The organism is Pseudaestuariivita sp., from assembly GCF_052825805.1.
In genome coordinates, this window is sequence record NZ_JBRBVB010000002.1 from 70,105 (window position 1) to 96,660 (window position 26,556).

The following is a 26,556-nucleotide window of genomic DNA, read 5'->3' on the forward strand; positions in this document are numbered from 1 at the left end:
GAAAGGAAAGATGATGAGCATTCTCAAACTGGACAACGTCTCCAAGAGCTTTGGCGAAGGCACCGCCGCGACCGAAGTTCTGAAAAACATCACCCTGGAGGTGGAGGAGCGCGAGTTCCTCGTCCTCCTCGGCTTCTCCGGCACGGGCAAGACGACACTGATCAACCTGCTTGCCGGGATCGAGACGCCCACGACGGGCGCCGCCACCTTCAAAGGCGCGCCGATCACCGGGCCAGGACCTGAGCGCGGCGTGATCTTCCAAAGCTACTCGCTGATGCCGTGGTTGACGGTGAACGGCAATGTGGGGCTGGCGGTGGACACGATCTTTCCCAACCTGTCCCGCAAGGAGCGGGCGGAGAAGGTCGCGCATTACGTCAAGATGGTGGGGCTGGCCCACGCTGCCGAGCGCCGTCCGGCGGAGCTGTCGGGCGGGATGCGACAGCGGGTGAACGTGGCACGCGCGCTGGCGATGAGCCCGGAGGTCCTCCTCCTCGACGAGCCGCTCTCGGCGCTCGATGCGCTGACCCGTGCCAACCTCGCCGACGAGATCGAGGCGATCTGGCAGGCCGACAAGAAGACCTGCGTGCTGATCACCAACGACGTGGACGAGGCGATTACGCTGGCCGACCGGATCATCGCGCTCAATCCCGACGGCACGCTGGGGCAGGAGTTCAAGGTCACCATCCAGCGCCCCCGCGACCGGTCTGCGATGAACCACGACGAGACCTTCAAGGCGCTGCGCTCGGACGTCACGAAGTACCTGATGGACGTCGGGATCGAGTCCAAGGTCGAAGGCGCGCGCATCCTGCCGGATGTCACGCCCATCCATGGCGTGCCCACGGCAGTGGCGGACGTGCAGAAAGGCTCGATCGAGGAGCGCTACCTCGATTTCAGCCAGCTGCACAAAGTCTATCCCACGCCCAAGGGACCACTGACAGTGGTGGAGGACTTTAACCTCAAGATGAACAAGGGCGAGTTCATCTCGCTCATCGGGCATTCGGGCTGTGGCAAGTCCACGGTGCTCACCATGGCCGCGGGGCTCAACGAGATCAGCAAGGGGGCGATCAAGCTCGACGGCCGCCACGTGGAGGGCGCGGACCCCGAGCGGGCGGTTGTCTTTCAGGCGCCGAGCCTCTTTCCGTGGCTCACCGCGCGGGAGAACTGCGCCATCGGGGTCGACAAGGTCTACCCCAAGGCGAGCTGCGCCGAGCGGAACGACGTCGTGGAATACTACCTCGAGCGGGTGGGGCTGGCCGACGCGATGGACAAGTCCGCGCTGGATCTCTCGAACGGGATGAAGCAGCGGGTGGGCATCGCCCGGGCCTTTGCCCTCTCTCCCAAGCTGCTGCTCCTCGATGAGCCCTTCGGGATGCTCGACAGCCTCACGCGCTGGGAGCTGCAAGAGGTGCTGATGGAGGTCTGGTCCCGCACCAAGGTCACGGCCATCTGCGTGACGCACGATGTGGACGAGGCGATCCTCCTCGCTGACCGCGTGGTGATGATGACCAACGGGCCGCAGGCCACGATTGGCCGGATCGTTGACGTGGACCTGCCGCGCCCGCGCACCCGCAAGGCGCTGCTCGCGCACCCGGACTACTACCTCTACCGCGAACAGGTGCTGAACTTCCTCGAGGAGTATGAGCACGGCGCCCATGGCAAGAGCGCGAGCGAAGCGCCTGCCGCCGAGGCGGAAGCAGAGCCCGAGCCCGCCAAAGACCAGGAGGCGGCGTGATGCTGGACGGCAAGGACGCCAAAACCAGCCGCACCTTCGTCGAGGTTTCCGAAGTCTGGGTGCCCGAAGGAGACCGGCTGGTCTGGAAAGGCGGCGATTACGGCGACCTCGACGACTTCAAGGCGGTCTCCGGCAAGGAGACCTTTGGCAAGGGCGAGGGCCTTCCCGGGAAGGCTTGGTCCGAAGGGCGCCCGGTGGTGCTCAAGGGCTTTGAAGGGTCCTACTTCAAACGCATCGAGGCGGCACATGCGGCGGGCCTGACAGCCGCCGTCGCTGTCCCGGTCTTTGCCGGAGACACGCTCAAGGCGGTGCTGGTCACGCTCTGCGGTGACGGCGACGACCGGATCGGCGCCATCGAAGTCTGGTCGGACCAGGGCGGCGTGCTCAAGCTCGACGATGGCTACTTTGGCTCCGCCGACCACTTCGAATGGGTGAGCCGCCACACGCAATTCCCGCGCGGGCAAGGCATGCCCGGCAGCGTCTGGTCCACCGGCACGCCGCTTTTGATGCGCAACCTCGGGTCAGGCTACAAGTTCGTGCGCGCCGAGAGCGCCGGGGAGGCTGGACTGACCACTGGCCTCGGCCTGCCGGTGCCAGTGCCGGGCAACAGCAGCTACGTGCTGGCGCTCCTCTCCGCGCGCGGCACGCCGCTCGCCCGCCGGTTCGAGATTTGGGACGCCCGCAAGGCCGTCGTCGGCACGGCGGGCGGCGCCGTCCTCATCGACGGCGTCTGCAGCACCGACGGCCCGCTGGGCCTCGAAGAGCCCAAGACGCGCGCCGCCGCCTGGCAGGGCGTGATCGGCAACGTCGCCTCGGACGGCATCCCCATCGCCAAACGCCAACTGGCCGGACTTCCGGGCGGGCACACCTCCGTCGTCGCGCTGCCCATCCATGCCGGCGACACCATCAGCCACGTCGTGGCCTGGTACAGCTAAGGAGATCGAGGTGAAGAACCTAGTCATCATCGGAGCAGGCATGGCCGCCGGACGCTTCCTCGAGCACGTCTTCGAGGACATGCCGGGCGCCTGGTCGGTCACGCTTTTCAACGCCGAGCCGCGCGGCACCTACAACCGCATCATGCTCTCCCCGGTGCTCTCGGGCGAGCGCACCTACGAGGAGATCGTCACCCATGACGACGCCTGGTATGCGGAGCACGATGTGACTTGCCGGTTTGGCGAGCGCGTCGTCTCCATCGACCGGGACGCCAAGGTGGTGCACGGCGAGAACGGTGCGGTTGCCTACGACAAGCTGGTGTTCGCGACGGGCTCGAGCCCCTTCATCATCCCGCTGCCGGGCCATGACCTCGACGGGGTGATCGCCTACCGCGACCTCGAAGACACCAACCGCATGATCGCGGCCTCGGGCATTGATGACGGCAAGGCGGTGGTGATCGGCGGCGGTCTTCTGGGGCTGGAGGCGGCGGCGGGCCTGCGCCTGCGCGGTGTCGAGGTCACGGTCATTCACATCAACCCCTGGCTGATGGATCGGCAGCTCGACGAGGCAGCGGGGTATCTCCTGCGCAAGGAGCTGGTGGCGCGCGGGATCAACGTACTTGTCTCCACCAACTCCAAGGAGATCCTCGGCGAGGACGGCAAGGTCAAAGCGCTCAAGCTCGACAACGGCACCGAGCTGCCGTGCGATCTGTTGGTCATGGCCGTGGGCATCCGCCCGGCGACGGCTCTGGCGTCCGAGGCGGGACTGGCGACCGGGCGCGGCATCCATGTGGACGACGCTATGGTCACGAGCGACGCAGACGTCCTGGCCATCGGCGAGTGCATCGAGCACAACGGCGATGTCTTCGGCCTCGTCGCGCCGCTCTACGATCAAGCCAAGGTCGCGGCACAAACGCTCGCAGGCGAGGAGGCCGCCTTCGTCAACCGCGAGACCGCGACCAAGCTCAAGGTCACCGGCTGCGATCTCTTCTCTGCCGGCGACTTTGCCGACGGGGACGACCGGGAGGACATCGTCTTCCGCGACCCCTCGCGCGGGGTCTACAAACGGCTCGTCCTGCAAGACGGCCAGCTCATCGGCGCGGTCATGTACGGCGACACCGCCGATGGCGGCTGGTTCCACGGCCTCATCAAGGACAAGACCGACATCACCGAGATGCGCGACACGCTCATCTTTGGACCCGCTTACCAGGGAGGAGCCGCCCTGGACCCTATGGCGGCCGTTGCAGCCTTACCGGCTGACGCAGAAATCTGCGGCTGCAACGGCATTTGCAAAGGTCAGATCGTCGAAGCCATCGAGGACGGTGCCACCGACCTCGCGGCAGTCCAAGCCACGACCAAGGCGTCGTCCTCCTGCGGGACCTGCACGGGGCTTGTGGAGCAAGTCCTGTCGTTCACGCTGGGCGACAAGTTCGTCGTACCCGCGGCCAAGCCCATGTGCGGCTGCACCGACCTCACCCACGAGGACGTCCGCCGCCTCATCAAGTCGAAGGAGCTCAAGAGCCAGGCCGCCGTCTGGCAGGAGCTCGGCTGGTCCACCCCCAACGGCTGCCATGTCTGCCGCCCGGCGGTGAACTTTTACCTTCTCGCCGACTGGCCGGTGGAGTACCAGGACGACCCGCAAAGCCGCTTTGTCAACGAGCGCAAGCACGCCAACATCCAGAAGGACGGCACGTTCTCCGTGGTGCCGCGCATGTGGGGCGGGCTCACCAACGCGACCGAGCTGCGCGCCATCGCCGATGCCGCCGACAAGTACAACGTGCCGACGGTCAAGGTTACCGGCGGCCAGCGCATCGACCTTCTGGGGGTCAAGGGCGAGGACCTGCCGTCGATGTGGGCGGACCTGAACAAGGCCGGTCTGGTCTCCGGCCACGCCTATGCCAAGGGCCTGCGCACGGTAAAGACTTGTGTCGGCTCGGACCACTGCCGCTTCGGCACGCAGGATTCGACCGGGCTCGGTGTGAAGCTGGAGCAGGCGCTCTGGGGGTCATGGACCCCGCACAAGGTCAAGCTCGCCGTCTCCGGCTGTCCCCGCAACTGCGCGGAGGCGACCTGCAAGGACATCGGCATCGTCTGCGTCGACTCCGGCTACGAGATCGGCGTCGGCGGCGCGGCAGGCATGGACCTCAAGGAGATCGAACCGCTCGTGAAGGTCGCCACCGAAGCGGAGGCGATGGAGTGGGTGATCGCCTTTGTCCAGCTTTACCGCGAGAACGCCAAGTACCTCGACCGCGCCTACAAGTGGATCGCCAAGGTCGGCCTCGACTGGGTGCAGGAGACGCTTGGGTTCGCCGAGGAACGCGGGCGGCTCGTTGCGGCGTTCGAGCTGAGCCAGTCGATCTACCAGAAGGACCCGTGGGCGGAGCGTGCCGGGGCGGAGGTTGCAGAGACCTTCCAGCCGCTGGCCAACCTCACTTTGGAGGCGGCGGAATGACGGGCTTTCTTCGCAGAGGTCCCGGGTCAGGCCCGGGACGGGATTGCCGCCACGCCCCGGACTTGATCCGACCCGCCCCGGACCTGATCCGGGGCCTCGCACCCAACCAACCCAAGGAGGCCAGCATATGAGCTGGATCGACATCGGCGCCATCGGGGACATCCCCCTGCGCGGCGCCCGCAAGGTCACCACCCATCAGGGCTGCATCGCGGTCTTTCGCACGGGCGAGAGCACCGTCTACGCCACCTCCAACACCTGCCCGCACAAGCAAGGCCCGCTGGCCGAAGGCATCGTGCACGGCAACAAGGTGACCTGCCCGCTCCACAACTGGGTGTTCGACCTCGAAACCGGGGTGGCGCAAGGCGCCGACGAGGGGCGGATCGAGACCTACCCGGCCAAGGTTGAGGACGGGCGCATCCTGATCGACGCCGCCTTGCTGGCGCGGAAAGCCGCCTGATGGATGGCGCCGGCCTGCCCGAAGTGCGCTCCACCTGTCCCTATTGCGGGGTCGGGTGCGGGGTCAAACTGCGCGCCGACGGCGCGAGCGGCGTCACTGTCGAGGGCGATCCAGATCACCCGGCCAATCGCGGCCGGCTCTGCTCCAAGGGGCTGGCACTGGGGGAGACGGTCGGCCTCGGCACCCGGCTCCTCGCGCCGCAAGTGGGCGGAGAGACAGCGAGCTGGGACACAGCCCTCGACCTCGTCGCAACCCGTTTCAAGGAGACCATCGCTGAGCACGGCCCGGACAGCGTCGCATTTTACGTCTCGGGCCAGCTTTTGACCGAAGACTATTATGTCGCCAACAAGCTGATGAAGGGCTTCATCGGCTCGGGCAACATCGACACCAACTCCCGCCTTTGCATGGCCTCCACCGTCGCGGGGCACAAACGCGCCTTTGGCACCGACACCGTGCCGGGCACGTATGAAGACCTCGAGCTCGCCGATCTGGTGGTGCTCGTCGGCTCCAACCTCGCGTGGTGCCATCCGGTGCTTTACCAGCGGCTCGTGGCCGCCCGCGCCGCGCGCGGCACCAAAGTCGTTGTGATCGACCCGCGCCGCACTGCGACCTGTGACATCGCCGACCTCCACCTTAAGCTGAAGCCCGGTACGGATGTCGCGCTCTTCAACGGTCTTTTGGCGCATCTGGCGCAGCAAGGCGCGCTCGATCCGCGGTTTTTGGAGGCGCATACGTCCGGCTTTGAAGAAACGCTGGAGGCGGCTAGGGCAGACGATCCCGCTGCCACCGGTCTCGACCCCGAGGACATTGCGGCATTCTACCGGATGGTCGCGGAAACCCAGCGCACCGTCACGGTCTTCAGCCAAGGCGTGAACCAGTCGACGAGCGGCGCGGACAAGGTGAACGCGATCCTCAATTGCCACCTCGCCACCGGGCGCATTGGCAAGCCGGGCATGGGGCCGCTCAGCGTGACCGGCCAGCCCAACGCCATGGGCGGGCGGGAGACCGGCGGGCTCGCGAACATGCTGGCCGCGCATCTCGACCTCGAGAACGCCGCGCACCGCGCGGCCGTGCAGACCTTCTGGTCCGCCCCGCGCATCGCCGAGGCGCCGGGCCTCAAGGCGGTCGACATGTTCCGCGCGGTGGGCGAGGGCCGGATCAAGGCGCTCTGGATCGCTTGCACCAACCCCGCGGTGTCGATGCCCGACGCCGATGCCGTGCGCGCCGCCATCGCGGGCTGCGCGTTCACCGTCGTGTCGGACATCACCGGCCAGACCGACACCGCGCGCCTTGCCGACGTGCTGCTGCCGGCGACGGGCTGGGGCGAGAAGGACGGAACGGTCACCAACTCGGACCGCACCATGAGCCGCCAGCGCCCTGCACTCGGCGCGCCGGGCGAGGCGCGCCACGACTGGGCGATCTTTGCCGAGGTGGGCCGCCGCATGGGTTGGACGGAAGCCTTCGACTACCGCTCGGCGGCGGAGGTCTTTCGCGAGCATGCTGCGTTGTCGGGGATTGCCGGGCGGCTCGGGCGGGACTTTGACATCAGCGCGCTTCAAGATGTCTCGGATGCCGAATACGACGCGCTTGAGCCGCAGCGCTGGCCGGCTTCGGCCACGCGCGCAGGCGGGCGATTCTTTGGGGACGGGATGTTCTTTACCCCGGACGGACGCGCGCGGTGCGTGCCGGTGCGCCAGAAGCCGCCCGAGGCGAGGCGCACGCCGCGCTATCCCTACCGGCTGAACACAGGGCGCACGCGCGACCAGTGGCACACGATGACGCGCACGGGGCTGGCGCCCCGGCTGTCGCGGCACCTCGCGGAGCCGTTCCTCGAGCTGCACCCGGAGGATACCGCCGACCTGCAGCTGGCGCCGGCCGATCTCGCACGGGTCGACAGCCCGCATGGCACAGCCGTCTTGCGCGTGCTGGTGACGGACGGGGCGGCGCGAGGCGCGCCCTTTGCACCGATGCACTGGACGGGCGAGACCGCGCCCACGGGACGGATCGACGCGGTGGTTGCCCCTGCGGTGGACCCCGTGAGCGGGCAGCCGGAGAGCAAGGCGAGCGTCGTGGCGATCACTCGGTTCGAGGCGGCGTGGTACGGATTTGCCGTTGCTGCCGAACGCCCCGAGGTGGAGGCCGATTACTGGGCGCGCGTGCGCACGGCGCAGGGATGGCGGACGGAGATTGCGGGTCTCGTGGCGCCGGACGATTGGACCGCGTATGCGCAAACTCTTTTTGGACTGGAGGCCGCGCCGCAGGTGCTGAGTGATCCGGCGTCCGGCACGGTGCGGCTGGCGTTTGCGGACCCGGCGGGCCGGCTTGTCGCCGCGCTCTTTGTCGCGCCGCAGCCTGTGGCCGTGGCGCGGGAGCATGTGGCCGGGCTGATCGGGCAGCCGCTCGATGGCGTGCTGGCCGCGCGTCCCAAGGGGGACGCGCCCGATCCCGGGCCGACGATCTGCTCGTGCATGGGCGTCGGGGCGAACACGATCCTCGCCGCTGCCGAAGAGCTGGGCCCCGACCTTGCGCGTGTCTGCGAGGCGACGGGCGCGGGTGTGACCTGCGGGTCGTGCCGGCCAGAGATCACGACGCTCCTCAGCCGGCTCGCGCTGGATGCTGCCGCGGAGTAGGCCGGCGATCATTGCCCGGGCAACTTTTGTATTGATTGAGGGGCGCTTTCGCCTGAAATCCGAGCACCGCCAGGGCACGCGCCGACCCGCGGGGTGGCGCAATCGCGCCGCCCGCTTTGCCGAAGGCAAACCTTCGGTTTGACGGGGGCGGGTCGGCGCGGCCTGACAGTGCCTGTCAGGCGCGTGCTTCGGTTTAGGCGCCTCTCTTTTGCTCGCCGGCGCCCTAAAGCGCCGTCTTCGCAATCTCCCGCGCGAGCGTTGCGATCAGTACGGCGCGGCCGGCGGCGGTGGTGCCGGCTGTGAGGTCCGTCAAGGGCGCGGCCACGTCGAAGAGGTGCGCGTGGTCCCGGCCAAGCCCGTCGAGGTCGGCCACGAAATACTGACCCGACATGCGCAGGGCGCCATCTACGACGAGCAGCTCTTCGACGCGCACATCGACGCGCGCGGCGGCGAACCCGTCGAAGGGCCAGGGCTCGGGCGCGACGCGCGCGCCCGTGAGCTCGGTGAGGTTGCGCGCCAGCGAGAGCGTGACCGCGCGCACCGGATCATCCGCCCAGAGCACGTCCGAGAGCACAAGCGCGCCGTCTTCGGAGACCGCGACCTGCTCGCCGGAGGCGTAGTTCGGCAGCGACACCTCGACCACTTCGATGCTGCGGAAGTGGGACGGGACGCGCTCGGTCACCGCGACCTTGGGGGCGGTGGCCAGCACGTCCTGCCCGCCACAGGCGGCGATCAGCGGCAGCGACAGGGCAGTCAGGAAAGTCCGTAGCATCATGGATCAGCGTCCCAGGATAAGTGAGTTTGGCCGGCGGTTCAGCGTGCGGGCGAGGTCGGAGACCGCCTTGGCCGCGCGCTCCACCTCGCGCAGCGCTTGGGTGGTCTGGCGGTTGAAGTTGGAGTTGCCGTCAAAGCCGGCAAGCGTCGACTGGGCCTGCGTGAGCGTCGCCGAGAGGCGCGAGACAAGCGCGGGCAGATCGCCGGCGGCGTCTTCGATCGCGGAGGCCGCGCGCCGGGCGGAGGCCATGGTGGCGTTGGCGCTGTCGATCAGCCCGCCGGCGCGCAGGTCGGCAATCGCCGCCTCTGCCTCGCTCAGTGCGGAGGCGAGCGCGTCGGGCAGGTCCGCCTCGCTCGTGTCGCCGATGAGGCGCGTGGCGGCGTTGAGCAAAAGCTCCAGCTCGGCGGCAAGCTCGTCGAGCGGCACCTCTTCGGCGCGCGCGGCGATGGTGTCGATCCGGGTGATGATACCGGGAATGCCCTCGACGGCCAGCTCGACCGCTTCGGCGGCGGAGGCGGCCTCCACCAGTGCGGTCTCGAGCGTCTGCGCCGTGTTCGCCTCGGTCAGCCCGGTCAAGAGCGTGTCAAGCTCGGCCACCGCGCCGGACACCGACGCCGGCAGCGTTTGCAGCGCGGGCGCGGCAAAGAGGCGGCGCGCCTCGGCGGCAAGGCCCTGGGCGTCGCGCACCAGCTCGTCGAGCGCCAGCGTGTTGGCGTTTGTCACAAACGTGTCGAGCTCTTCGACGACGCCCGGCAGGCCCGCGACGGAGGTCTCGACCGCGGTCGCCGCCTCGCCGGCGCTCACGAGCGTCTCCGAAAGCGTCTGCGCGGTGTTCGCTTCGTTGAGCCCCGAAAGCAGCGTCTCGAGTTCGGTGATCGCAGCGGTCGCGCTGGCGGGCAGGGCGCGGGTGGCCTCGGACGACAGCAGCGCGCGCGCCTCCACGGCAAGGCCCTGCGCGTCGGCGATCAGCGTCTGCAGCGGCAAGGTGTTGGCGGTCGCAACGAGGGTGTTCACCCCCTCGATCAGCTCCGGCACGCCCTCCATCGCGGTCTCGACTGCCGTCGCCGCCTCACCGGCGCGGGTCAGCGCATCGCTGAGGCTTGCGGCGGTTCCGGCCTCGTTGAGATCCGCGAGCAACGTCTGCAAAGCGCCCAGAGCCTCGACCGCCGTGGCGGGCAGCGCCTGGGTCGCGTCGGAGGCCAGGACCGTGCGCAGTTCGGTCGCGACCCCGCCGGCTTCGGTCACCAGGTCGACCAGCGGCAAAGTGTTGGCCGTGTCGAGCAGCGTCGTGGCGCGCTCGGTGAGATCCGGCAGGCCGGCCAGGCCGGCGGTCACGGCTTCGGCGGCGAGCCCCGCCTGGTCGATGGCGGCAAGCAGGCGCTCGGCGGTGTTCGCCTCGCGCAGATCCGACAGCAGCGCGCTGAGATCGCCGCTGGCCGATTGCAGGTCGGTCACAAGCGTCTGGATGTCGGCGGGCAGGGCCTGCACCGCGTCCGAGCTGACGACGCCGCGGGCGTCGGTCACCAGCCCGAGCAGCTCCGCCGGGGTGTTCTGCAGGCTCTGGTTGCTCACCAGTGCGGTCGCGTTGTTGAGAAAGGCGATGGTGCTGTCGAGCAACTCTTCGAAGGGCAGGGCGCTCACGCGCTGCAGCACGCCGTCGGCGGTGGCGGAGACATCGGCGATGTCGCCCGCCGTGACCGGGAAGATCGGGAAGGGCTCAGCATTGCGGTCGAGCGTGTCCTCGGTTGCATCGGGGTCGACCACGAACTCGATCTTGAGCCCGCCGGTGAGGATCGAGGCTGTGGCGAGCCGCGCGCGCAGGCCGTTGGCCACGCGCCGCTCGAGGTAGTCGAACGCTTCTTCCGTTGTGGTCGCACGTCCGAGGCCGAACCGCGCCGGACGGACATCGACCGTTGCCAGAAGGCGCACGCGGGCGTCGCCAAAGCGCGCCTCATCGACGATCCCGGAGACGGAGACGACCTCCCCGATGCGCAGCCCGCGCCACTCGACGGGCGCGCCTGCGGCGAGGCCGCTGACGTTTTCCTCGAACACCATGCGCACGGTGAGCGTCTCGCCGTCGTTCTCCTCAAAGACCGAGTTGCGCGCCGCCGACTGGTCGCGGAAGACGGCAAAGGACATGCCCTCCTCCAGTGCAGTGCCGCCCGACACCAGCGTGTCGAAGGTGATCCCGCCAGAGACCAGCGAGGCGAGCGAGGAGAAATCCAGCTCGGCGCCGTTCGGCCCGAGCGAAAAGCTGAACCCCGAGGTGTCCCAGAACCGCGTCGCGCTGGAGACGAGGCGCACGTGGTCCTCGTAGATGATGGCGTTCGCCACCACCGCATCGCCGTCCTGGGAGATACGCGCGGTGCCCACGCGGCCGACCTCGATGCCCTTGTAGACGATGGGCTTGTTCTCCGAGAGCCCCTGCGACCGGGTCGAGCGCAGCTCGATCAGCGTGCCGGACCGGTAGGCGGTCACCAGTGGCGCCGCGTCGCGTCCGAGGTACGAGACCGACGTGCCGCCCGGCTCATCGTCCCAGTTGCCGGCGATGTAGACGCCCGACAGGACCGTCTGCAGGCCCGTGACCCCGCTGGTGGAGACTTCGGGGCGCACGACCCAGAACTCGGCCCCTTCGTCGACAAACGGCGCGACGCCCTTGTCGAGGCGCACGTCCACGAGCACCCGCGTCAGGTCGGCGTTGAAGGCGACCTCCTCGACGACGCCCACAGGCACGTTGCGAAAGCGCAGCTCGGTCTCGTTCGGCAGGATGCCGCCCGCGTCCTCGAACGCGATGCGGATGACGGGCCCGCGGTCGGCGTAGGTTGTCCAGGCGACAAAGATCGCAACGCAAAGCGCCGCGAGCGGCACGAGCCACACGACCGAGGCGCCGCGCGCCTTGCGCTTGGTGCCCTGCGCCCGGGGCGCCTCTGGGATGTCGTCGCTCACGCCTTGGCCGCTCCTTTGGGCTCTTGATGTGTCTTGGCTTTGCGCGTGCCTTCGGGCGCTGCGTCGTCGCCCTCGCTCAGCCGGTCCCAGATCATCCTGGAATCGAAATTCTGCGCCGAGAGCATGGTGAACACCACCGACAGGGCAAAGGCCAGCGCGGCGATCCCCGGCGCAATCGAGGCCGCCGCGCTCAGCTGAACCAGCGCGGACAGGATGGCCACGACAAAGACGTCGATCATCGACCAGCGCCCGATGTACTCCACGATCTCAAAGATAAAGAACCGCCGCTCCGGCCGCATCCGTGCGCCCTGCCGCACCGAGAGCGCGAGGTAAGCGATGGCAAAGAACTTGGCCAGCGGGATCACCACCGAGGCAAAGAGGATGATCGCTGCAATCCCGTAGGCGCCGTAGGAGGCCAGATCGAGCGCGCCAGCGATGATCGTGTCCTCCTGGGTCTGAAAGAGCGTGCGCGTTTGCAGCATCGGGTAGGTGTTGGCCGGGATGTAGGCCATGATGCCGGCGATCCACCAGGCCCAGACCCGCTGCAAGCTCCGCGTGTCGCGCGAGGTGAGCGTGCTGCCGCAGCGCCCGCAGCGCTCCGTCCCCATGGGCCAGACCCGCGCACAGTCGCGGCAGCCGACAAGGCCCTTGTCCCGCGCCGTCACCGTATCCTGCACCGCGCCGCTCATCGCTCGAGCGCCCGCCAGACCGACCAGCGGCACATCAGCCGGTCCTGCACAGAGACCAGCGCGACAAAGGCGATGAACATCCAGAACGCGGCCCCGAACTCGACCCTTGCGAGATCCGTCAGCTTGAAGAGCGACACGACGCAGCCGACCATGAAGATCTCGGCCATCGACCACGGCTTGAGCCGCTCGCTCAAGAGAAACGCGCGGCGCGCGCCGGGCCAGGCCCGCCGCTCCAGCACCAGCGGCGTCAGCGCGTAGACCGTCAGCATCAGCCGCGTCAGCGGCAGCGCCACGATCATCGCCACGACCGCCAGCGACAGGACCACCATCGGCCCGCCGCTGAACGCGAGCGCCGCGTCGATCAGGCTCGCGCCGTTGGAAAAGCCCATGCGCCGGATTTCGAGAAACGGCAGGAACAGCGCCGCCACGATCAGCACCATCGCAGCCGTCGCCAGCGCGATGATGAAGAGGCCGGCGTGCGCGCGCGGATGGATCAGGGGGGCGTGACAGCGCGCGCAATTCACCCGTTCGCCCTTGGCGACGGTGGTCACACGGTAGAGCGCATCACAATGCGGACAGGCGATCAGATCGCCTGACGCACCGGGCGCGTCGTTGGCCTGGGTGCTCACTGCTCTTTTTACCCCCTCAGGTGGGATTAATTTACAGCATGTTGTGCCAACTTGACAATCGCGATTCGGTTTCATCGCATATCTAGTGCGCCAGCTCTTGTGGACCGATCCGCCTCCGCCTCTGCCTCTCCTTGCACTCCGCTGTGCACCGCGCCAAACCTGCTGCCAGCGGCTCTGCCGCGAGACACATGGAGAGCGCCATGCCCGAGGCATTAATCTGCGACACGATCCGCACGCCCATCGGGCGCTTTGGCGGCGCATTGTCTTCTGTGCGCGCGGATGACCTGGCGGCGATCCCGCTTCGGGCGCTCATGGCGCGCAACAGCGGCGTCGATTGGGAGCGGGTGGACGACACCTACATGGGCTGCGCCAATCAGGCCGGCGAGGACAACCGCAATGTCGCGCGCATGGCGCTCTTGCTGGCCGGGATGCCGGTGGCGGTCCCGGGCACGACGCTCAACCGCCTGTGCGGGTCGGGCATGGACGCGGTCCTGGCCGCCGCCCGCGCGATCCGCGCCGGAGAGGCGGACCTCTGCCTTGCGGGCGGGGTCGAAAGCATGTCCCGCGCGCCCTTCGTCTTGCCCAAGGCCGAGACGGCCTTTTCCCGCAGCGCGGAAATCCACGACACCACCATCGGCTGGCGCTTCGTGAACCCGGTGCTCAAGGCGCAGTACGGCATCGACTCGATGCCCGAGACGGCCGAAAACGTCGCCGAAGACCACAGCATCTCGCGCGAAGATCAGGACGCTTTCGCCCTCCGCTCGCAGGTCAAGGCCGGGCAGGCCATCGCCTCGGGGCGGCTGGCGCAGGAGATCACGCCCGTCGAAATCCCGCAGCGTAAGGGCGACCCGAAGGTGGTGGACACCGACGAGCACCCGCGCCCGTCGACCACTGCCGAAGACCTCGCCCGCCTCCGCACACCTTTCCGCGAAAATGGTACCGTGACGGCGGGCAACGCCTCGGGGGTGAACGACGGGGCGGCGGCTCTGATCCTGGCCTCGGAGGAAGGCGCCAAACGCCACGGCCTCACCCCCATCGCGCGGGTGCTTGGCGGTGCCGCCGCGGGCGTTCCGCCGCGCGTGATGGGCGTCGGGCCGGTGCCGGCGACGCAACGGCTTTGTGCGCCGCTCGGGCTCGGCATGGACGCCTTCGACGTGATCGAGCTGAATGAGGCTTTCGCCGCGCAAGGGCTTGCCGTCCTTCGTGCGCTGGGGGTGCCTGACGACGACCCGCGCGTGAACCCGAACGGAGGCGCCATCGCGCTGGGCCACCCCCTCGGCATGTCCGGCGCCCGCATCGTCGGCTCTGCGGCGCTCGAACTGCAGAATACGGGCGGCACCCGCGCGCTTGCCACCATGTGCATTGGCGTGGGGCAGGGGCTGGCCCTCGCGCTCGAGCGGGTCTGACGTGCCGCTCGCGCCCGCCGTCGCGGATCTGATCCGCCACGCGGAAGACCGCCCGGACGCCCCCGCTGTGGCGTTGGGCGCGGAGACGCTCTGGACCTTTGCCGACCTCAAGGACCGCGTGTCCCGTCGCGCTTCGGCCTTTGCCGCGCGCGGGCTCGGTTCCGGCAGCCGCATCGCTATCCTTTCGGCGAACGCTCCGGCCTACATCGAAACGCTGCTGGCGATCTGGTGGTGCGGCGCGGCGGCGGTCCCGATCAATGCCCGCCTTGCCGAAGCGGAGACCACGTGGATCCTCACCCACAGCGAGGCCAACCTGATCTGTGCCTCCGCAGCCCTCACGCCTCAAGCTGCCGCCTCCGGCGTGCCCGTCGTCACCATGTCAGGCGCAGACTGGGAGGACTTGCTGGAGCCCGCACCGCCTACCGAAATCGACGACACCGACCTCGCCTGGCTCTTTTACACCTCCGGCACGACGGGCCGTCCGAAGGGCGCGATGATCACCCACCGCAATCTCGATGCGGCCTGCAAAGGCTACCTCGCCTCCGTCGACCCCGAAGCGCCGTGGCCCGCGATCCTGCACCCTTCGCCGATGAGTCACGGCTCCGGCCTCTACGCGCTGCCGATCCTGCGCCAAGGAGGCGTGCAGGTCATTCCGGCTTCGGGCGGCTTTCAGGAAGCCGAACTCGAAACGCTCATCGCCACCTGGCCCGGCTCCGTCTTCTTTGCCGCGCCCGCGATCCTTCGGCGTCTGGTGGCCACGGGAGCCGACCTTGCGCCGCTCAAGGCCGCGATCTACGGCGGCGCGCCCATGCCGGTGGCGGATATTGACGCGTTCCTCGAGGCTTACGGGCCAAAGCTCGCGCAACTCTACGGTCAGGGCGAGGCGCCCATGACCATCTCCGCGCTCACCCGCCGGCAGCTGGGCACGGGAGATGAGAGGCTGAAAGCCTCTGCCGGGTATGCTCAGGAAGGCGTCGAAGTCGCGATCCTCGACTCTGACGGCACACCGCTCCCAACGGACACCTCCGGCGAAGTTGCCGTGCGCGGCGACATCGTCTGTGCGGGGTACTGGAAGAACCTCGAGGCGACCGTCCAGACCTTTGCCGGCGGCTGGCTGCGCACGGGTGACGTGGGCAGGATAGACGCCGACGGCCTCCTGACACTCGTGGACCGGTCCAAGGACCTGATCATTTCGGGCGGCTACAACATCTATCCCCGCGAGGTCGAAGAGGTGCTCGCCACGCACCCGAACGTCACCGAAGTCGCCGTCATCGGCCGTGCCGATCCCGTCTATGGCGAGACGGTTGTGGCCTGCGTGGTCGGTACCGCCACCGAAGCCGAACTGGATGCGCTCTGCCTCGCGCAGATCGCCCGCTACAAACGCCCGCGCGCCTACCGCTACCTGTCCGAGCTGCCGCGCAATGCCTACGGCAAGGTGCTCAAGAGGCAGCTGCGGGAGGATTAGGGTTAGAACAGGCGAGGCTAAACGTTGTACGTGCAGCCTTAAGTCAAAGCACCCGCCTGACGGCAACGTCAGGCCGCGCCGTCCCGGGGGCGGCGCGATTGCGCCACCCCCGGGACGGCGCGTGAACATCCCTTTCGAATGCAGCTAGTTTGCGATTGCTTGTCATACCCCGCAAATGCCCGCCCGCGCGCTGCGCCGGGCTTGCGGCTGGGCCGGGTTGTCAGGTATGAGCGCGCCAAGTTTGGCAAACGACAGGACAAGAGCGGATGCGCAGGGTTGTGGTAACGGGCCTGGGGCTGGTGACGCCTCTGGCAAGCGGCGTCGAGGCGTCATGGTCGCGCATTCTGGACGGGCAGTCGGGCGCGGGCACGATCACGCGGTTCGACGCCTCGCATCTCGCCACCAACTACGCCTGCGAAGTGCCGCTGGGCGACGGCTCGGACGGGACGTTCAACGTCGACGACTGGATGGTCCCGAAGGAGCAGAAGAAGGTCGACACCTTCATCCGTTACGGTCTGGCTGCGGCGCAGATGGCGGTCGAGGACAGCGGCTGGATTCCCGAGGATGCCGAGGCGCTGGAACAGACCGGCGTTCTGATCGGCTCGGGCATCGGCGGGCTCAACTCGATTGCCGAGACCGCGATCGTGCTCAAGGAGCGCGGTCCGCGCCGCGTGTCGCCCTTCTTCGTTCCGGGCGCGCTCATCAACTTGATCTCCGGTCAGGTGTCGATCAAATACGGCTTCAAAGGTCCAAACCACTCGGTCGTGACGGCCTGCTCGACGGGCGCGCATGCAATTGGCGACGCGGCACGGCTCATCAAGGATGGCGACGCCGAGGTGATGGTCGCCGGCGGCGCGGAAGCCTCCATCAGCGAAATCGGGATCGCGGGTTTCAACGCCTGCAAGGCCCTCTCGACCAAGCGCTCGGACGATCCGCAAGCCGCATCCCGCCCCTATGACGCCGACCGCGACGGGTTTGTGATGGGCGAGGGCGCGGGTGTCGTGATCCTCGAGGAATATGAGCACGCCGTGGCACGTGGTGCCAAGATATACGCCGAGATCGTGGGCTACGGCCTCTCGGGCGACGCCTACCACATCACGGCACCGTCCGAGGACGGCGACGGTGCGCTGCGCTGCATGAAGATGGCTTTGCGCAAGGCTGGCCTTGAGCCGTCTGACATCGACTACATCAACGCGCACGGCACCTCGACCATGGCGGACACGATCGAGCTGGGCGCGGTCGAAAAGTTGATGGGCGATGCGGCGGCCAAGGCCACCATGTCCTCGACCAAGTCGATGACGGGCCACCTTTTGGGCGCTGCCGGTGCAATCGAGGCGATCTTCTCGATCCTCGCGATCCGCGACCAGGTCGCGCCGCCGACGATCAACCTCGAAAACCCCGCCGTCGAGACCAAGCTGAACCTTGCCGCCAATGCCAAGCACGACCGCGAGATCAACGTCGCGCTGTCGAATTCGTTTGGGTTTGGTGGCACCAACGCGAGCGTGATCTTCAAAAAGGTCTGATGGGCGCTTACGTCTGCAAGGCTCCCGGGTTGACCAGTCTGAGCCGACCAGCACAAGCCGACCAACCTGAGCCGATCAAGAGGTGCGAGCCATGTGGCGCCACGTTGCCGCCAATACCCTGACGCTGCTCACCGTGCTGGTGTTTCTCGCCGGCGGGCTGGTGCTGTGGGGGCAGGAGCAATATTCGACCGCAGGCCCGCTCGAGCAGCCGATGTGCCTCAAGGTGGCGCGCGGCTCGACCTTTTCCCGCGTCTCCGAGAACCTTGCCCGCGACGGGGCGATCTCGAGCGCGCAGGTGTTCCGCATCGGTGCGGATTACGCGGACAAGACGGACGAGCTCAAGGCCGGCTCCTACCTTATCCCGGCAGGCGCCTCGATGTCCGAGATCGTCGACCAGGTGACCCGCGGCGGCGCCTCGACCTGCGGGACCGAAATGGTTTTCCGCATCGGCGTGACCCGGCAGGAGGTGCAGCTGCGCGAGCTCGATCCGCAGACCGGCCGCTATGCCGAGACCGCCGCCTATGACCCGACCGCCGAGGAGGCGCCCGCCGCGATCGCCGCGCTTTACGACACGCCCGGGGACACGCGCATACGCGTCGCCATCGCCGAGGGCGCGACCTCCTGGCAGATCGTGAATGCGCTGCAATCGGTGCCGCTCCTGACCGGCGAGGTGGACGATATGCCCGTCGAGGGCTCCCTCGCGCCCGACAGCTACGAGGTGCGCAAGGGCGACACGGTCGAAAGCGTCGTGGACCGCATGGCGGCCGCTCAGACCCGGATCCTCGCCGAGGCGTGGGAAAGCCGCGTGGCGGACCTGCCGCTCGAAAGCGCAGAGGAGGCGCTGATTCTCGCCTCGATTATCGAGAAGGAGACCGGCGTCGCCGAGGAGCGGCGCCAGGTCTCGAGCGTGTTCATTAACCGGCTCAACCGCGGCATGCGCCTGCAAACCGACCCGACGGTGATCTATGGCATCACGAACGGCGAAGGTGTGCTGGGACGGGGTCTGCGCCAAAGTGAACTTCGTCGCGCAACCCCTTACAACACATACGTAATCCCCGGTTTGCCGCCCACGCCCATCGCCAATCCGGGCCGCGCTGCGATCGAGGCTGCGCTCGACCCCGACAGCACGGACTACCTCTTTTTCGTGGCGGACGGCACGGGCGGTCACGCGTTTGCGCAAACGCTTGAAGAGCACAACCGCAACGTCGCCGTCTGGCGCCGGATCGAGGCGGAACGCGCGGATCAATAGAGCTGCGGCGCCTCGTACAGACCTAAAGAAAACGTAACGTTTACGAACGCTTGCACGGCGATCTTAAAGCATTTTTGCTTGACTCACCGCACGGTCTGACGTAGACATTCAGGCAAGCTAGGAGACATGGCTTTGAACGGTTCGGGGCATCCCGGGCCGTTTTTTCATGTCCCTCGTGCGGAGCAACACTCCCATGAGAGGCTTGAGCACATATGACCATCAACACTCCGCAAGGAGACCTGTCGGTCGAGGACCAATTGGACACCCTCGAACGGCAATTGCGCGTGCTGCGGCAGAACCTGGCCACCTGGTCGGACGAAGCGGCAGCGGGCGATATGAGCTCGGGTGCAACTGGGAAACGGATGCTGACGGAAGTATCGGGATGGATACGGTCGGCACTCGACTTGGAAAAGAGGCTTGATGAGCGAAAGAGGGATGTCCAGGGCATTGCACCCGGTAAGGACTATGCACTCGACTTCGACGCCGCACGGCGTGAAATCGGGTGCCGTCTGGCTCGCCTCCGCACCTGCGGAGGTCCAGAATAAGTTTCTGAATGAGTTGGGGACGGGGGAGCTTTTGGCTCTCCCGTTTCTTTTTGAATTCTGGGCGCATGCGCACCAGCTGCCGCCCGAGGGCGACTGGCGATCATGGGTGTGCCTCGGCGGGCGCGGCGCGGGCAAGACGCGTGCCGGCGCGGAATGGGTCCGGTCGCAGGTCGAAGGGTCCAAACCCCTCGATCCCGGCCGGGCCCACCGGGTGGCCCTGGTGGCCGAGACCTTGGAACAGGCGCGCGAGGTCATGGTGTTCGGCGAAAGCGGCATCCTCGCCGTCTCGCCGCCCGACCGGCGCCCGACATGGATCGCGACCCGGCGGATGCTCGAATGGCCGAACGGCGCCACGGCTCACTGCTTTTCCGCCCGCGACCCCGAGCGTCTGCGCGGACCGCAGTTCGACGCCGCCTGGTGTGACGAGCTGGCCAAGTGGCCCGACGGCGCCAAGGCTTGGGACAACCTGCAATTCGCGCTGCGCCTCGGCGATGCGCCTCGGCAGTGCATCACGACGACGCCGCAGAACGTGCCGCATCTGCGCGACATCCTCGCCCACGAAAGCACCGTGCAGACCCACGCGCCAACCGAGGCGAACGCCGCCTATCTCGCCAGCACCTTCCTCGAAGAGGTCGAGCGCCGCTACGCCGGCACAAGGCTCGGACGGCAAGAACTCGACGGCGTCCTCCTCACCGACATCGACGGCGCGCTCTGGACAAACGAGATGGTCGAGGCGGGCAGGGTGGAAGAAGCCCCGACGCTCGACCGCATCGTCGTCGCCGTCGACCCGCCCGTCAGCGAGGGTGGCAAAGCCGACGCCTGCGGCATCGTTGTCGTCGGCGCAGTCACCCAAGGCCCGCCGCAAGAGTGGAAGGCCTACGTGCTCGCCGACGCCTCGATCCAGGGCGCGTCTCCCACCGGCTGGGCAAAAGCGGCGCTCGCCGCGCTCCACGAACACGACGCCGACCGTTTGGTTGCCGAGGTCAACCAGGGCGGCGCCCTGGTCGAAACGCTTCTGCGCCAGATCGACCCGAGCGTCCCGTTCAAGGCGGTCCACGCCAGCCGTGGCAAAGCCGCCCGGGCTGAGCCCGTCGCCGCGCTCTACGAGCAAGGCCGCGTCCACCACCTCCGCGGCCTCGGCGCGCTCGAGGACGAGATGTGCCAGATGACCCATACGGGCTTTACCGGCAAAGGCTCGCCGGACCGCACCGACGCGCTCGTCTGGGCGCTCACCGACCTGATGATCGACCCGGCCAAGGCCTGGGCCCGCCCCCGGATGCGCGCGATCTGACCGGGATAGGTGCGCGCACCGCATCCTACCCGCCCACCCCGTAGGATGGGTGCTCGCACCCATCCAGACCCAATCGGGTCCTTACCCAAATCTTAACGCGGCGCCCTTTTCCCAAACCCGGCCTTCACCCCGGTGCGGATACCTTCTGCGCAAGGATCAACGCCCCCGCCAATCGGAGCAGAGCATGGTTTTCGACTTTCTCAAACGCAGCGCGGCCGGCACGGCGCCCGAGGCCAAGGCGAGCGCCGCCGGCCCCGTCGTGGCTTATGCGAGCTCGGGCCGGGTGGCGTGGTCGCCCCGCGATCAGGTTTCGCTGACACGTACCGGCTACGCGAGCAACCCGGTCGGCTTTCGCTGCGTCAAGCTGATCGCTGAAGCTGCCGCCGCCGTACCACTCCTCTGTCAGGACGCAGAGCGCCGCTACGAGACCCACCCCGTCCAAGCGCTGCTTGCCCGCCCCAACGCCGCGCAAAGCCGCGCAGAGATGTTCGAGGCGCTCTACGGCCAGCTCCTCCTGAGCGGCAACGCTTACCTTGAGGCGGTTGGCGTAGAAGACGCCCTGCCACACGAGCTGCACATCCTCCGCTCGGACCGCATGCACGTGGTGCCCGGCGCCGACGGCTGGCCCGCGGGCTACGAATACGCCGTGGGCGGGCGCAAACACCGCTTCACGACCGAAAGCGTCACGCACATCCGCGCCTTCCACCCGCAGGACGACCACTACGGCTTCTCGCCGCTCCAAGCGGCTGCCATGGCGCTCGACGTGCACACCTCCGCGACGCGCTGGACCAAGGCGCTGCTCGACAATGCCGCGCGGCCCTCGGGGGCGATCGTCTACAGCGGGCAGGCGAACGGAGGCGAGATGACCTCCGACCAGTACGACCGGCTCGTGAACGAGATGGAGAGCTACCACCAGGGCGCGCGCAACGCCGGGCGGCCGATGCTGCTCGAAGGGGGGCTCGACTGGAAACCGATGGGGTTCAGCCCCTCGGACATGGAGTTCCAAAAGACCAAGGAGGCCGCCGCCCGCGAGATCGCGCTCGCCTTTGGCGTTCCGCCGATGCTGCTGGGCGTGCCTGGCGACGCGACCTACTCGAACTACCAGGAGGCCAACCGCGCCTTCTACCGCCTGACGGTGCTGCCGCTCGTGAGCAAGGTCACGGCGCATCTCGGCCACTGGCTCGATGGGTTTTCGGGGGACGGCGTGGCGCTGAAACCCGACCTCGATCAGATCGCCGCGCTCTCCGCCGAACGTGAGGCGCAGTGGCGCTCCATCGGGGAGGCGGACTTCCTCAGTGACGCGGAAAAGCGTCAGCTGCTCGGCCTGCCGCCGTTGGAGATCGGCGATGAGTGAACGAAGGGACAGCCCCACCGTCGGCTACGCACCGTTCGATTGCGCGCCCGCGATGCGTCTCGCCGCGCATGAGCAAGTCACCAAGCTGCAGGTCGAAGGGCTTGGCGCCCGGATGGACCGGATCGAGCAGGCGATGGAGCGGCTCGAAAAAAGGCTCTGGCTGACGGTCTACGGCGTGGTCGCCGTGATCCTCGCGCAAGCCTTCGAGCAGATTCTCAACGTCGCCCCGTAACATACTCAACAAACGGACATTTCCATGGAACTTGAGCGCAAGTTTTGCCGCTTTGACGACGCGGTGCAGATGATCGACGGAGTGCGGATCGAGGGTTACGCCTCGCTCTTTGGGGTGCCTGATCAGGGCAGCGACATTGTCGCGCCGGGGGCCTATGCCCGCTCGCTCGCCAAAGGCCGCCGGATCAAGATGCTCTGGCAGCACGACCCGGCACAACCCATCGGCGTTTGGCACAGCGTGGTCGAAGACACAAAGGGCTTGAAGGTCGCTGGGCAACTGCTTGAAACCGTGGAAAAAGGACGCGAGGCCGCGGCGCTTGTCGCCGCAGGCGCCATCGAGGGTCTGTCCATCGGATATCGGACGGTCAAGGCGCATCGCGACCAGCAGGGCCGCCGCGTCCTCACGGATGTGGAGCTCTGGGAGGTGTCGCTTGTCACCTTCCCGATGCTGCCCGATGCGCAGATCGGCGCCAAGGCGGAAGCGTCCTACGCGCAGGACCTCCTGACGCTCAAATCGACTTTCACAGAGGCTCGCAAGGCTCTGACATACAGCCATAAAACCAAGAAACACGTTCACTCAGCCAAAGGATACGGCACATGAGCACAGAGGCAGGCACCGGTTCGGACCCGGTCACCGAGGTGAAGACTGCTGTCACAGACTTCATCTGCGATTTCAACGCATTCCAGTCCGACATTCACATGCAACTTAAAGAGCAGGACAGCCGCATGACCCAGATGGACCGCAAGATGACCGCCCACCGCCGCCCGGCGCTGGCAGGTGCCACCGATTTCGAAGCGCCGCACCAGAAGGCGTTTGGCGCCTATCTGCGCACCGGCGAAGACGACGGCCTGCGCGGCGTCGAGCTGGAAGGCAAGTCGATGACCACCGCGATCAACTCGGACGGTGGGTACCTCGTCGATCCGATGACCTCCGAAGCGGTCAAGGGCGCGCTCTCCTCGCAAGCCTCGCTCCGCGCGATTGCGACGGTCGTGAATGTCGAGGCGACGTCGTATGACGTGCTGGTCGATCACACCGATCTGGGCGCGGGCTGGGCGGATGAAGTCACCGCGACCGCCGAGACCGGCACGCCGCAGATCGACCGGATCGTCATCCCGCTGCATGAGCTTTCGGCGCTGCCGAAAGCCTCTCAGCGTCTGCTCGACGATGCGGCGTTCGACATCGAGGGTTGGCTCGCGGCACGCATCGCGGACAAGTTCGCACGCACCGAAGCCTCCGCCTTCGTCGTCGGCGATGGCGCCGGCAAGCCGCGCGGGTTCCTGAACCACGCCGCCGTCGATCAGGACATTTGGACCTGGGGCAACCTCGGCTACGTGCCGACGGGCGTCGACGGCGACTTTGACGGTGCGGATTCGATCGTCGATCTTGTCTACGCGCTCGGGGCAGCTTACCGCGCCAACGCCACTTTCGTGATGAACTCCCGCACCGCGGGCGCCGTGCGCAAGCTCAAGGACAACGACGGGCGGTTCCTCTGGTCCGACGGTCTTGCGGCGGGTGAGCCGGCGCGCCTCATGGGCTACCCGGTGGTCATTGCCGAGGACATGCCCGACATCGGCAGCGACGCAACGGCCATCGCCTTTGGCGACTTTGCCGCCGGCTACACCATCGCCGAGCGCCCGGACCTGCGCGTGCTGCGCGACCCGTTCTCGGCCAAGCCCAACGTGCTTTTCTACGCGACCAAGCGTGTGGGCGGTGACGTGAGCGACTTTGCCGCGATCAAGCTGCTGAAGTTCGGCCTGGCGTAAGCGAGGTCGATCACGGGAAGGCGAGGGCCGGCACGCCGGTCCTTGTCCCGCCCGTGGGCGCGTTTGGGCATTCCAAACCTGTGCTGTCTAGCTGCTCTCCTCCGTCCGAGCAGTACAGGGCCCTGGCGCGCCCGAACAAGGATGGAGCGGTGCAGGATTTCGGAGAAGAACCGATGATGCTGGTTGAAGAAACGCAAATTGCCGAGGCCGCGCTGCCGGTGGCCGAGTTCAAGGCGCACTTGCGCCTCGGCTCGGGTTTTGCCGAGGACGATGTGCAGGACGCGGTGCTGGTCGGCTTTTTGCGCGCCGCACTCGCCGCGATCGAGGCGCGGACGGGCAAGGCTTTGCTCGCGCGCAGCTTTGTCTGGATGGTCACGGGCTGGCGCGACGCTTATGCGCAGGTCATGCCGATCGCGCCGGTGACCGCCGTGACGGATGTTGTCGTGGTCGCCGGCGATGGCGCGCGCACCGCGCAGGATGCCGCGGATTTCGTGATCGAGCCGGACACCCACCGCCCGCGTCTCGTCGCACGCAGCGCGGCCTTGCCGCAGGCACCGGCGGGAGGCTGGGTGGAGGTCACCTTGACCGCCGGCCTTGGCGCGGGCTGGGCCGATCTGCCTGCTGATATGCAGCAGGCCGTGCTGATGCTGGCCGCGCATTACTACGAGTACCGCTATGATGTGGGGCTGGCGCAGGGCTGCATGCCGTTTGGCGTGACCTCGCTGATCGAGCGTTACCGGGCGCTGCGCCTCTTTGGCGGGGCGCCGGCATGAGCGCGCGGCCGCATCTCAACCGGCGGTTGGCGCTCGAGCGTCTCGACCGCGTGCCGGATGGCGCTGGCGGGTTCACCGACATCTGGATGCCGCTCGGCACGCTCTGGGCGGAGATCGCCCCGCGGTCGGGCCAGGGGCAGGCGGGGGCGGATGTGGCGCTGTCGGTGGTGCGCCACCGGATCACGCTGCGCGGCGCGCCGGTTGGCTCGTCGATGCGTCCGCTCCCGGCGCAGCGCCTGCGCGACGGCGCGCGGGTCTACGTGATCGAGGCCGTGACCGAGCGCGACGCGGGCGGCCAGTACCTGACAGTGTTTGCCACAGAGGAGCGCATCGCATGACCTATGCCGTATCCGCCGCCCTTCAGAAGGCCGTCTACACCCACCTGAGCGCCGATCCCGGCGTGCAGGCCGAGGTCGGCAGCGCGATCTACGACGCGGTGCCGGCGGGCCAGGTGCCGCCCCTTTACCTCACGCTCGGGCCAGAGGCGGTGCGCGAGCGTTCGGACAAGACCGGCGCAGGGGCGGAGCATGACTTTACCGTGTCCGTGGTCACCTCGAACGCGGGCTTTCAAAGTGCCAAGACGGCGGCGACTGCCGTGGGCGACGCGCTCGAAGGCGCAGACCTGAGCCTCAGCCGTGGCACTCTGATCGCGCTGCGGTTCGTGAAAGCAAGCGCCCGGCGGGAGGACGCCAATGCGCTGCGCCGGATCGACCTGACATTTCGCGCGCGGGTCGAAGACGACTGACCCCCGCGCCACCCCTCTTTGCAAGACTGGAGACAAGCCCATGACGGCTCAAAACGGAAAAGACCTGCTCATCAAGTTGGACCTGACCGGCGACGGCCAGTTCGAGACGATGGCCGGGCTGCGCGCCACGCGCATCAGCTTTAACGCCGAGACGGTCGATGTGACCTCGCTCGAAAGCCAGGGCGGCTGGCGCGAGCTGCTTGCCGGCGCGGGCGTCAAGACGGCGGCGATCAGCGGCTCGGGCGTGTTCAAGGACGCCGATACCGACGAGCGGGCGCGGCAGATCTTCTTTGACGCCGAGACGCCGAATTTCCAGGTGATCGTGCCGGACTTTGGCGTGATTGAGGGCGCATTTCAGGTGACGTCGATCGAGTACGCGGGCTCGCACAACGGGGAGGCGACCTATGAAGTCTCGCTCGCCTCGGCAGGCGCATTGGCGTTCACAGCGGACGCGGGCGCCTGAGCATGGCCAATCCTTGGAGGGGAGAGGTGGCGCTGGTGATGGATGGGTCGCGCCACCTCATGCGGCTTACGCTGGGCGCGCTGGCCGAGCTCGAGGAGACGCTCGGCGAGGATAGCCTGGTGGCGCTGATCGCCCGGTTCGAGGGCGCTGCCTTTTCCTCGCGGGACGTGCTGGCGCTGCTGCTGGCCGGTCTGCGCGGGGGTGGGTGGACCGGCAGCGCCGCGGAGCTTGCACAGGCCGAGATCGAGGGCGGACCGCTTGCGGCGGCACAGGCCGCGGCGGCGCTGATCACCCGCGCATTTGCGATGCCCGAGGCGACGAATGCGGTTTGACTGGCCTCAGCTGATGCAGGCCGGGATGCGCGGACTGGGCCTGACGCCGGACGTGTTCTGGCAGCTGACACCTGCCGAGCTGCGCCTGCTATTGGGAGAGCCGCAAAGCCCGCCGATGGGCCGGTCGCGTCTTGATGCGCTGATGGCGGCCTTCCCCGACTAGATGGAGACAC

General features: G+C 67.7%; 25 protein-coding genes. 21 read left to right on the forward strand and 4 right to left on the reverse strand.

Going from position 1 to position 26,556, the window contains the following annotated elements; genetic code table 11:
• Positions 1–13 precede the first annotated feature (13 nt).
• The 5 genes from ACU0B3_RS01440 (at position 14) to ACU0B3_RS01460 (ending at position 8,203) form a co-directional block, all read left to right on the forward strand.
• Positions 14–1,732, forward strand: coding sequence for an ABC transporter ATP-binding protein (locus ACU0B3_RS01440; RefSeq protein WP_446259027.1), 1,719 nt, complete (start codon positions 14–16; stop codon positions 1,730–1,732).
• Positions 1,732–2,667 (forward strand): GAF domain-containing protein, encoded by a 936-nt coding sequence (locus ACU0B3_RS01445; protein ID WP_446259028.1) that lies wholly within the window; start codon positions 1,732–1,734, stop codon positions 2,665–2,667. Before ACU0B3_RS01440 ends, ACU0B3_RS01445 begins: the two co-directional genes overlap by 1 nt.
• Positions 2,624–5,116 (forward strand): nitrite reductase large subunit NirB, encoded by a 2,493-nt coding sequence (gene nirB, locus ACU0B3_RS01450; protein WP_446259029.1) that lies wholly within the window; start codon positions 2,624–2,626, stop codon positions 5,114–5,116. The genes ACU0B3_RS01445 and nirB overlap by 44 nt, the downstream gene beginning before the upstream one ends.
• Positions 5,117–5,243: 127 nt before the next feature.
• Positions 5,244–5,573, forward strand: coding sequence for a nitrite reductase small subunit NirD (gene nirD / locus ACU0B3_RS01455; RefSeq protein ID WP_446259030.1), 330 nt, complete (start codon positions 5,244–5,246; stop codon positions 5,571–5,573).
• Entirely contained in the window at positions 5,573–8,203 is a 2,631-nt protein-coding gene (locus ACU0B3_RS01460) for a molybdopterin-dependent oxidoreductase (RefSeq protein ID WP_446259031.1), read from the forward strand. Before nirD ends, ACU0B3_RS01460 begins: the two co-directional genes overlap by 1 nt.
• A gap of 223 nt (positions 8,204–8,426) precedes the next feature.
• Here the strand turns inward: ACU0B3_RS01460 and ACU0B3_RS01465 are convergent, their stop codons facing one another.
• The 4 genes from ACU0B3_RS01465 to ACU0B3_RS01480 are packed head-to-tail and all read right to left on the reverse strand — an operon-like array spanning position 8,427 to position 13,242.
• A complete protein-coding gene (locus ACU0B3_RS01465; RefSeq protein WP_446259032.1) occupies positions 8,427–8,978 on the reverse strand; it encodes a PqiC family protein in 552 nt (183 codons plus the stop codon).
• A 3-nt stretch (positions 8,979–8,981) separates the two neighbouring features.
• Positions 8,982–11,924, reverse strand: a complete 2,943-nt coding sequence (locus ACU0B3_RS01470; protein WP_446259033.1) for an MlaD family protein — start codon at positions 11,922–11,924, stop codon at positions 8,982–8,984.
• Positions 11,921–12,613 carry a paraquat-inducible protein A gene (locus tag ACU0B3_RS01475; RefSeq protein WP_446259034.1) on the reverse strand — a complete coding sequence of 231 codons (693 nt, stop codon included), beginning with the start codon at positions 12,611–12,613 and terminating at the stop codon, positions 11,921–11,923. Before ACU0B3_RS01475 ends, ACU0B3_RS01470 begins: the two co-directional genes overlap by 4 nt.
• Complete coding sequence (locus ACU0B3_RS01480; protein WP_446259035.1) at positions 12,610–13,242, reverse strand: paraquat-inducible protein A; 633 nt, start codon at positions 13,240–13,242, stop codon at positions 12,610–12,612. The genes ACU0B3_RS01475 and ACU0B3_RS01480 overlap by 4 nt, the downstream gene beginning before the upstream one ends.
• Positions 13,243–13,442: 200 nt before the next feature.
• Here ACU0B3_RS01480 and pcaF point away from each other — a divergent pair, with 200 nt between their 5' ends.
• From pcaF to ACU0B3_RS01560, 16 genes are all read left to right on the forward strand, one after another.
• Positions 13,443–14,648, forward strand: a complete 1,206-nt coding sequence (gene pcaF / locus ACU0B3_RS01485; RefSeq protein WP_446259036.1) for a 3-oxoadipyl-CoA thiolase — start codon at positions 13,443–13,445, stop codon at positions 14,646–14,648.
• A gap of 1 nt (position 14,649) precedes the next feature.
• Positions 14,650–16,113, forward strand: a complete 1,464-nt coding sequence (locus ACU0B3_RS01490) for a class I adenylate-forming enzyme family protein (RefSeq protein WP_446259037.1) — start codon at positions 14,650–14,652, stop codon at positions 16,111–16,113.
• 266 nt (positions 16,114–16,379) lie between these two features.
• Entirely contained in the window at positions 16,380–17,636 is a 1,257-nt protein-coding gene (fabF, locus tag ACU0B3_RS01495) for a beta-ketoacyl-ACP synthase II (RefSeq protein WP_446259038.1), read from the forward strand.
• A gap of 91 nt (positions 17,637–17,727) precedes the next feature.
• The gene (mltG, locus tag ACU0B3_RS01500; RefSeq protein WP_446259039.1) at positions 17,728–18,885 is read left to right on the forward strand and encodes an endolytic transglycosylase MltG; all 1,158 of its coding nucleotides are present in this window, start codon (positions 17,728–17,730) and stop codon (positions 18,883–18,885) included.
• A 212-nt stretch (positions 18,886–19,097) separates the two neighbouring features.
• The gene (locus ACU0B3_RS01505) at positions 19,098–19,430 is read left to right on the forward strand and encodes a hypothetical protein (protein ID WP_446259040.1); all 333 of its coding nucleotides are present in this window, start codon (positions 19,098–19,100) and stop codon (positions 19,428–19,430) included.
• Positions 19,351–20,721, forward strand: coding sequence for a DNA-packaging protein (locus ACU0B3_RS01510; protein ID WP_446259041.1), 1,371 nt, complete (start codon positions 19,351–19,353; stop codon positions 20,719–20,721). Before ACU0B3_RS01505 ends, ACU0B3_RS01510 begins: the two co-directional genes overlap by 80 nt.
• Before the next feature lie 184 nt (positions 20,722–20,905).
• Positions 20,906–22,075 carry a phage portal protein gene (locus tag ACU0B3_RS01515; protein ID WP_446259042.1) on the forward strand — a complete coding sequence of 390 codons (1,170 nt, stop codon included), beginning with the start codon at positions 20,906–20,908 and terminating at the stop codon, positions 22,073–22,075.
• Entirely contained in the window at positions 22,068–22,307 is a 240-nt protein-coding gene (locus ACU0B3_RS01520) for a GTA head formation protein, RCAP_rcc01685 family (RefSeq protein ID WP_446259043.1), read from the forward strand. The genes ACU0B3_RS01515 and ACU0B3_RS01520 overlap by 8 nt, the downstream gene beginning before the upstream one ends.
• Positions 22,308–22,331: 24 nt before the next feature.
• The gene (locus ACU0B3_RS01525; protein ID WP_446259044.1) at positions 22,332–22,907 is read left to right on the forward strand and encodes an HK97 family phage prohead protease; all 576 of its coding nucleotides are present in this window, start codon (positions 22,332–22,334) and stop codon (positions 22,905–22,907) included.
• On the forward strand, positions 22,904–24,070 hold the full coding sequence (locus ACU0B3_RS01530) for a phage major capsid protein (RefSeq protein WP_446259045.1): 1,167 nt from the start codon (positions 22,904–22,906) through the stop codon (positions 24,068–24,070). The genes ACU0B3_RS01525 and ACU0B3_RS01530 overlap by 4 nt, the downstream gene beginning before the upstream one ends.
• Before the next feature lie 173 nt (positions 24,071–24,243).
• Positions 24,244–24,843 carry a head-tail connector protein gene (locus ACU0B3_RS01535; protein ID WP_446259563.1) on the forward strand — a complete coding sequence of 200 codons (600 nt, stop codon included), beginning with the start codon at positions 24,244–24,246 and terminating at the stop codon, positions 24,841–24,843.
• Positions 24,840–25,181, forward strand: a complete 342-nt coding sequence (locus ACU0B3_RS01540; RefSeq protein WP_446259046.1) for a head-tail adaptor protein — start codon at positions 24,840–24,842, stop codon at positions 25,179–25,181. The genes ACU0B3_RS01535 and ACU0B3_RS01540 overlap by 4 nt, the downstream gene beginning before the upstream one ends.
• Positions 25,178–25,588 (forward strand): DUF3168 domain-containing protein, encoded by a 411-nt coding sequence (locus ACU0B3_RS01545; protein ID WP_446259047.1) that lies wholly within the window; start codon positions 25,178–25,180, stop codon positions 25,586–25,588. Before ACU0B3_RS01540 ends, ACU0B3_RS01545 begins: the two co-directional genes overlap by 4 nt.
• A 40-nt stretch (positions 25,589–25,628) precedes the next feature.
• A complete protein-coding gene (locus ACU0B3_RS01550; protein WP_446259048.1) occupies positions 25,629–26,051 on the forward strand; it encodes a phage major tail protein, TP901-1 family in 423 nt (140 codons plus the stop codon).
• Between the two features lie 2 nt (positions 26,052–26,053).
• On the forward strand, positions 26,054–26,383 hold the full coding sequence (locus ACU0B3_RS01555; protein WP_446259049.1) for a gene transfer agent family protein: 330 nt from the start codon (positions 26,054–26,056) through the stop codon (positions 26,381–26,383).
• On the forward strand, positions 26,373–26,546 hold the full coding sequence (locus ACU0B3_RS01560; RefSeq protein WP_446259050.1) for a rcc01693 family protein: 174 nt from the start codon (positions 26,373–26,375) through the stop codon (positions 26,544–26,546). Before ACU0B3_RS01555 ends, ACU0B3_RS01560 begins: the two co-directional genes overlap by 11 nt.
• The last annotated feature ends 10 nt before the right edge of the window (positions 26,547–26,556 follow it).

Coding starts and splice junctions, on each gene's coding strand:
- ACU0B3_RS01440 (WP_446259027.1), top strand. CDS start 14: ATGAGCATTCTCAAACTGGACAACGTCTCCAAGAGCTTTGGCGAAGGC.
- ACU0B3_RS01445 (WP_446259028.1), top strand. CDS start 1,732: ATGCTGGACGGCAAGGACGCCAAAACCAGCCGCACCTTCGTCGAGGTT.
- nirB (WP_446259029.1), top strand. CDS start 2,624: ATGCCGGCGACACCATCAGCCACGTCGTGGCCTGGTACAGCTAAGGAG.
- nirD (WP_446259030.1), top strand. CDS start 5,244: ATGAGCTGGATCGACATCGGCGCCATCGGGGACATCCCCCTGCGCGGC.
- ACU0B3_RS01460 (WP_446259031.1), top strand. CDS start 5,573: ATGGATGGCGCCGGCCTGCCCGAAGTGCGCTCCACCTGTCCCTATTGC.
- ACU0B3_RS01465 (WP_446259032.1), bottom strand. CDS start 8,978: ATGATGCTACGGACTTTCCTGACTGCCCTGTCGCTGCCGCTGATCGCC.
- ACU0B3_RS01475 (WP_446259034.1), bottom strand. CDS start 12,613: ATGAGCGGCGCGGTGCAGGATACGGTGACGGCGCGGGACAAGGGCCTT.
- pcaF (WP_446259036.1), top strand. CDS start 13,443: ATGCCCGAGGCATTAATCTGCGACACGATCCGCACGCCCATCGGGCGC.
- fabF (WP_446259038.1), top strand. CDS start 16,380: ATGCGCAGGGTTGTGGTAACGGGCCTGGGGCTGGTGACGCCTCTGGCA.
- mltG (WP_446259039.1), top strand. CDS start 17,728: ATGTGGCGCCACGTTGCCGCCAATACCCTGACGCTGCTCACCGTGCTG.
- ACU0B3_RS01505 (WP_446259040.1), top strand. CDS start 19,098: ATGACCATCAACACTCCGCAAGGAGACCTGTCGGTCGAGGACCAATTG.
- ACU0B3_RS01510 (WP_446259041.1), top strand. CDS start 19,351: ATGCACTCGACTTCGACGCCGCACGGCGTGAAATCGGGTGCCGTCTGG.
- ACU0B3_RS01515 (WP_446259042.1), top strand. CDS start 20,906: ATGGTTTTCGACTTTCTCAAACGCAGCGCGGCCGGCACGGCGCCCGAG.
- ACU0B3_RS01520 (WP_446259043.1), top strand. CDS start 22,068: ATGAGTGAACGAAGGGACAGCCCCACCGTCGGCTACGCACCGTTCGAT.
- ACU0B3_RS01525 (WP_446259044.1), top strand. CDS start 22,332: ATGGAACTTGAGCGCAAGTTTTGCCGCTTTGACGACGCGGTGCAGATG.
- ACU0B3_RS01530 (WP_446259045.1), top strand. CDS start 22,904: ATGAGCACAGAGGCAGGCACCGGTTCGGACCCGGTCACCGAGGTGAAG.
- ACU0B3_RS01535 (WP_446259563.1), top strand. CDS start 24,244: ATGATGCTGGTTGAAGAAACGCAAATTGCCGAGGCCGCGCTGCCGGTG.
- ACU0B3_RS01540 (WP_446259046.1), top strand. CDS start 24,840: ATGAGCGCGCGGCCGCATCTCAACCGGCGGTTGGCGCTCGAGCGTCTC.
- ACU0B3_RS01545 (WP_446259047.1), top strand. CDS start 25,178: ATGACCTATGCCGTATCCGCCGCCCTTCAGAAGGCCGTCTACACCCAC.
- ACU0B3_RS01550 (WP_446259048.1), top strand. CDS start 25,629: ATGACGGCTCAAAACGGAAAAGACCTGCTCATCAAGTTGGACCTGACC.
- ACU0B3_RS01555 (WP_446259049.1), top strand. CDS start 26,054: ATGGCCAATCCTTGGAGGGGAGAGGTGGCGCTGGTGATGGATGGGTCG.
- ACU0B3_RS01560 (WP_446259050.1), top strand. CDS start 26,373: ATGCGGTTTGACTGGCCTCAGCTGATGCAGGCCGGGATGCGCGGACTG.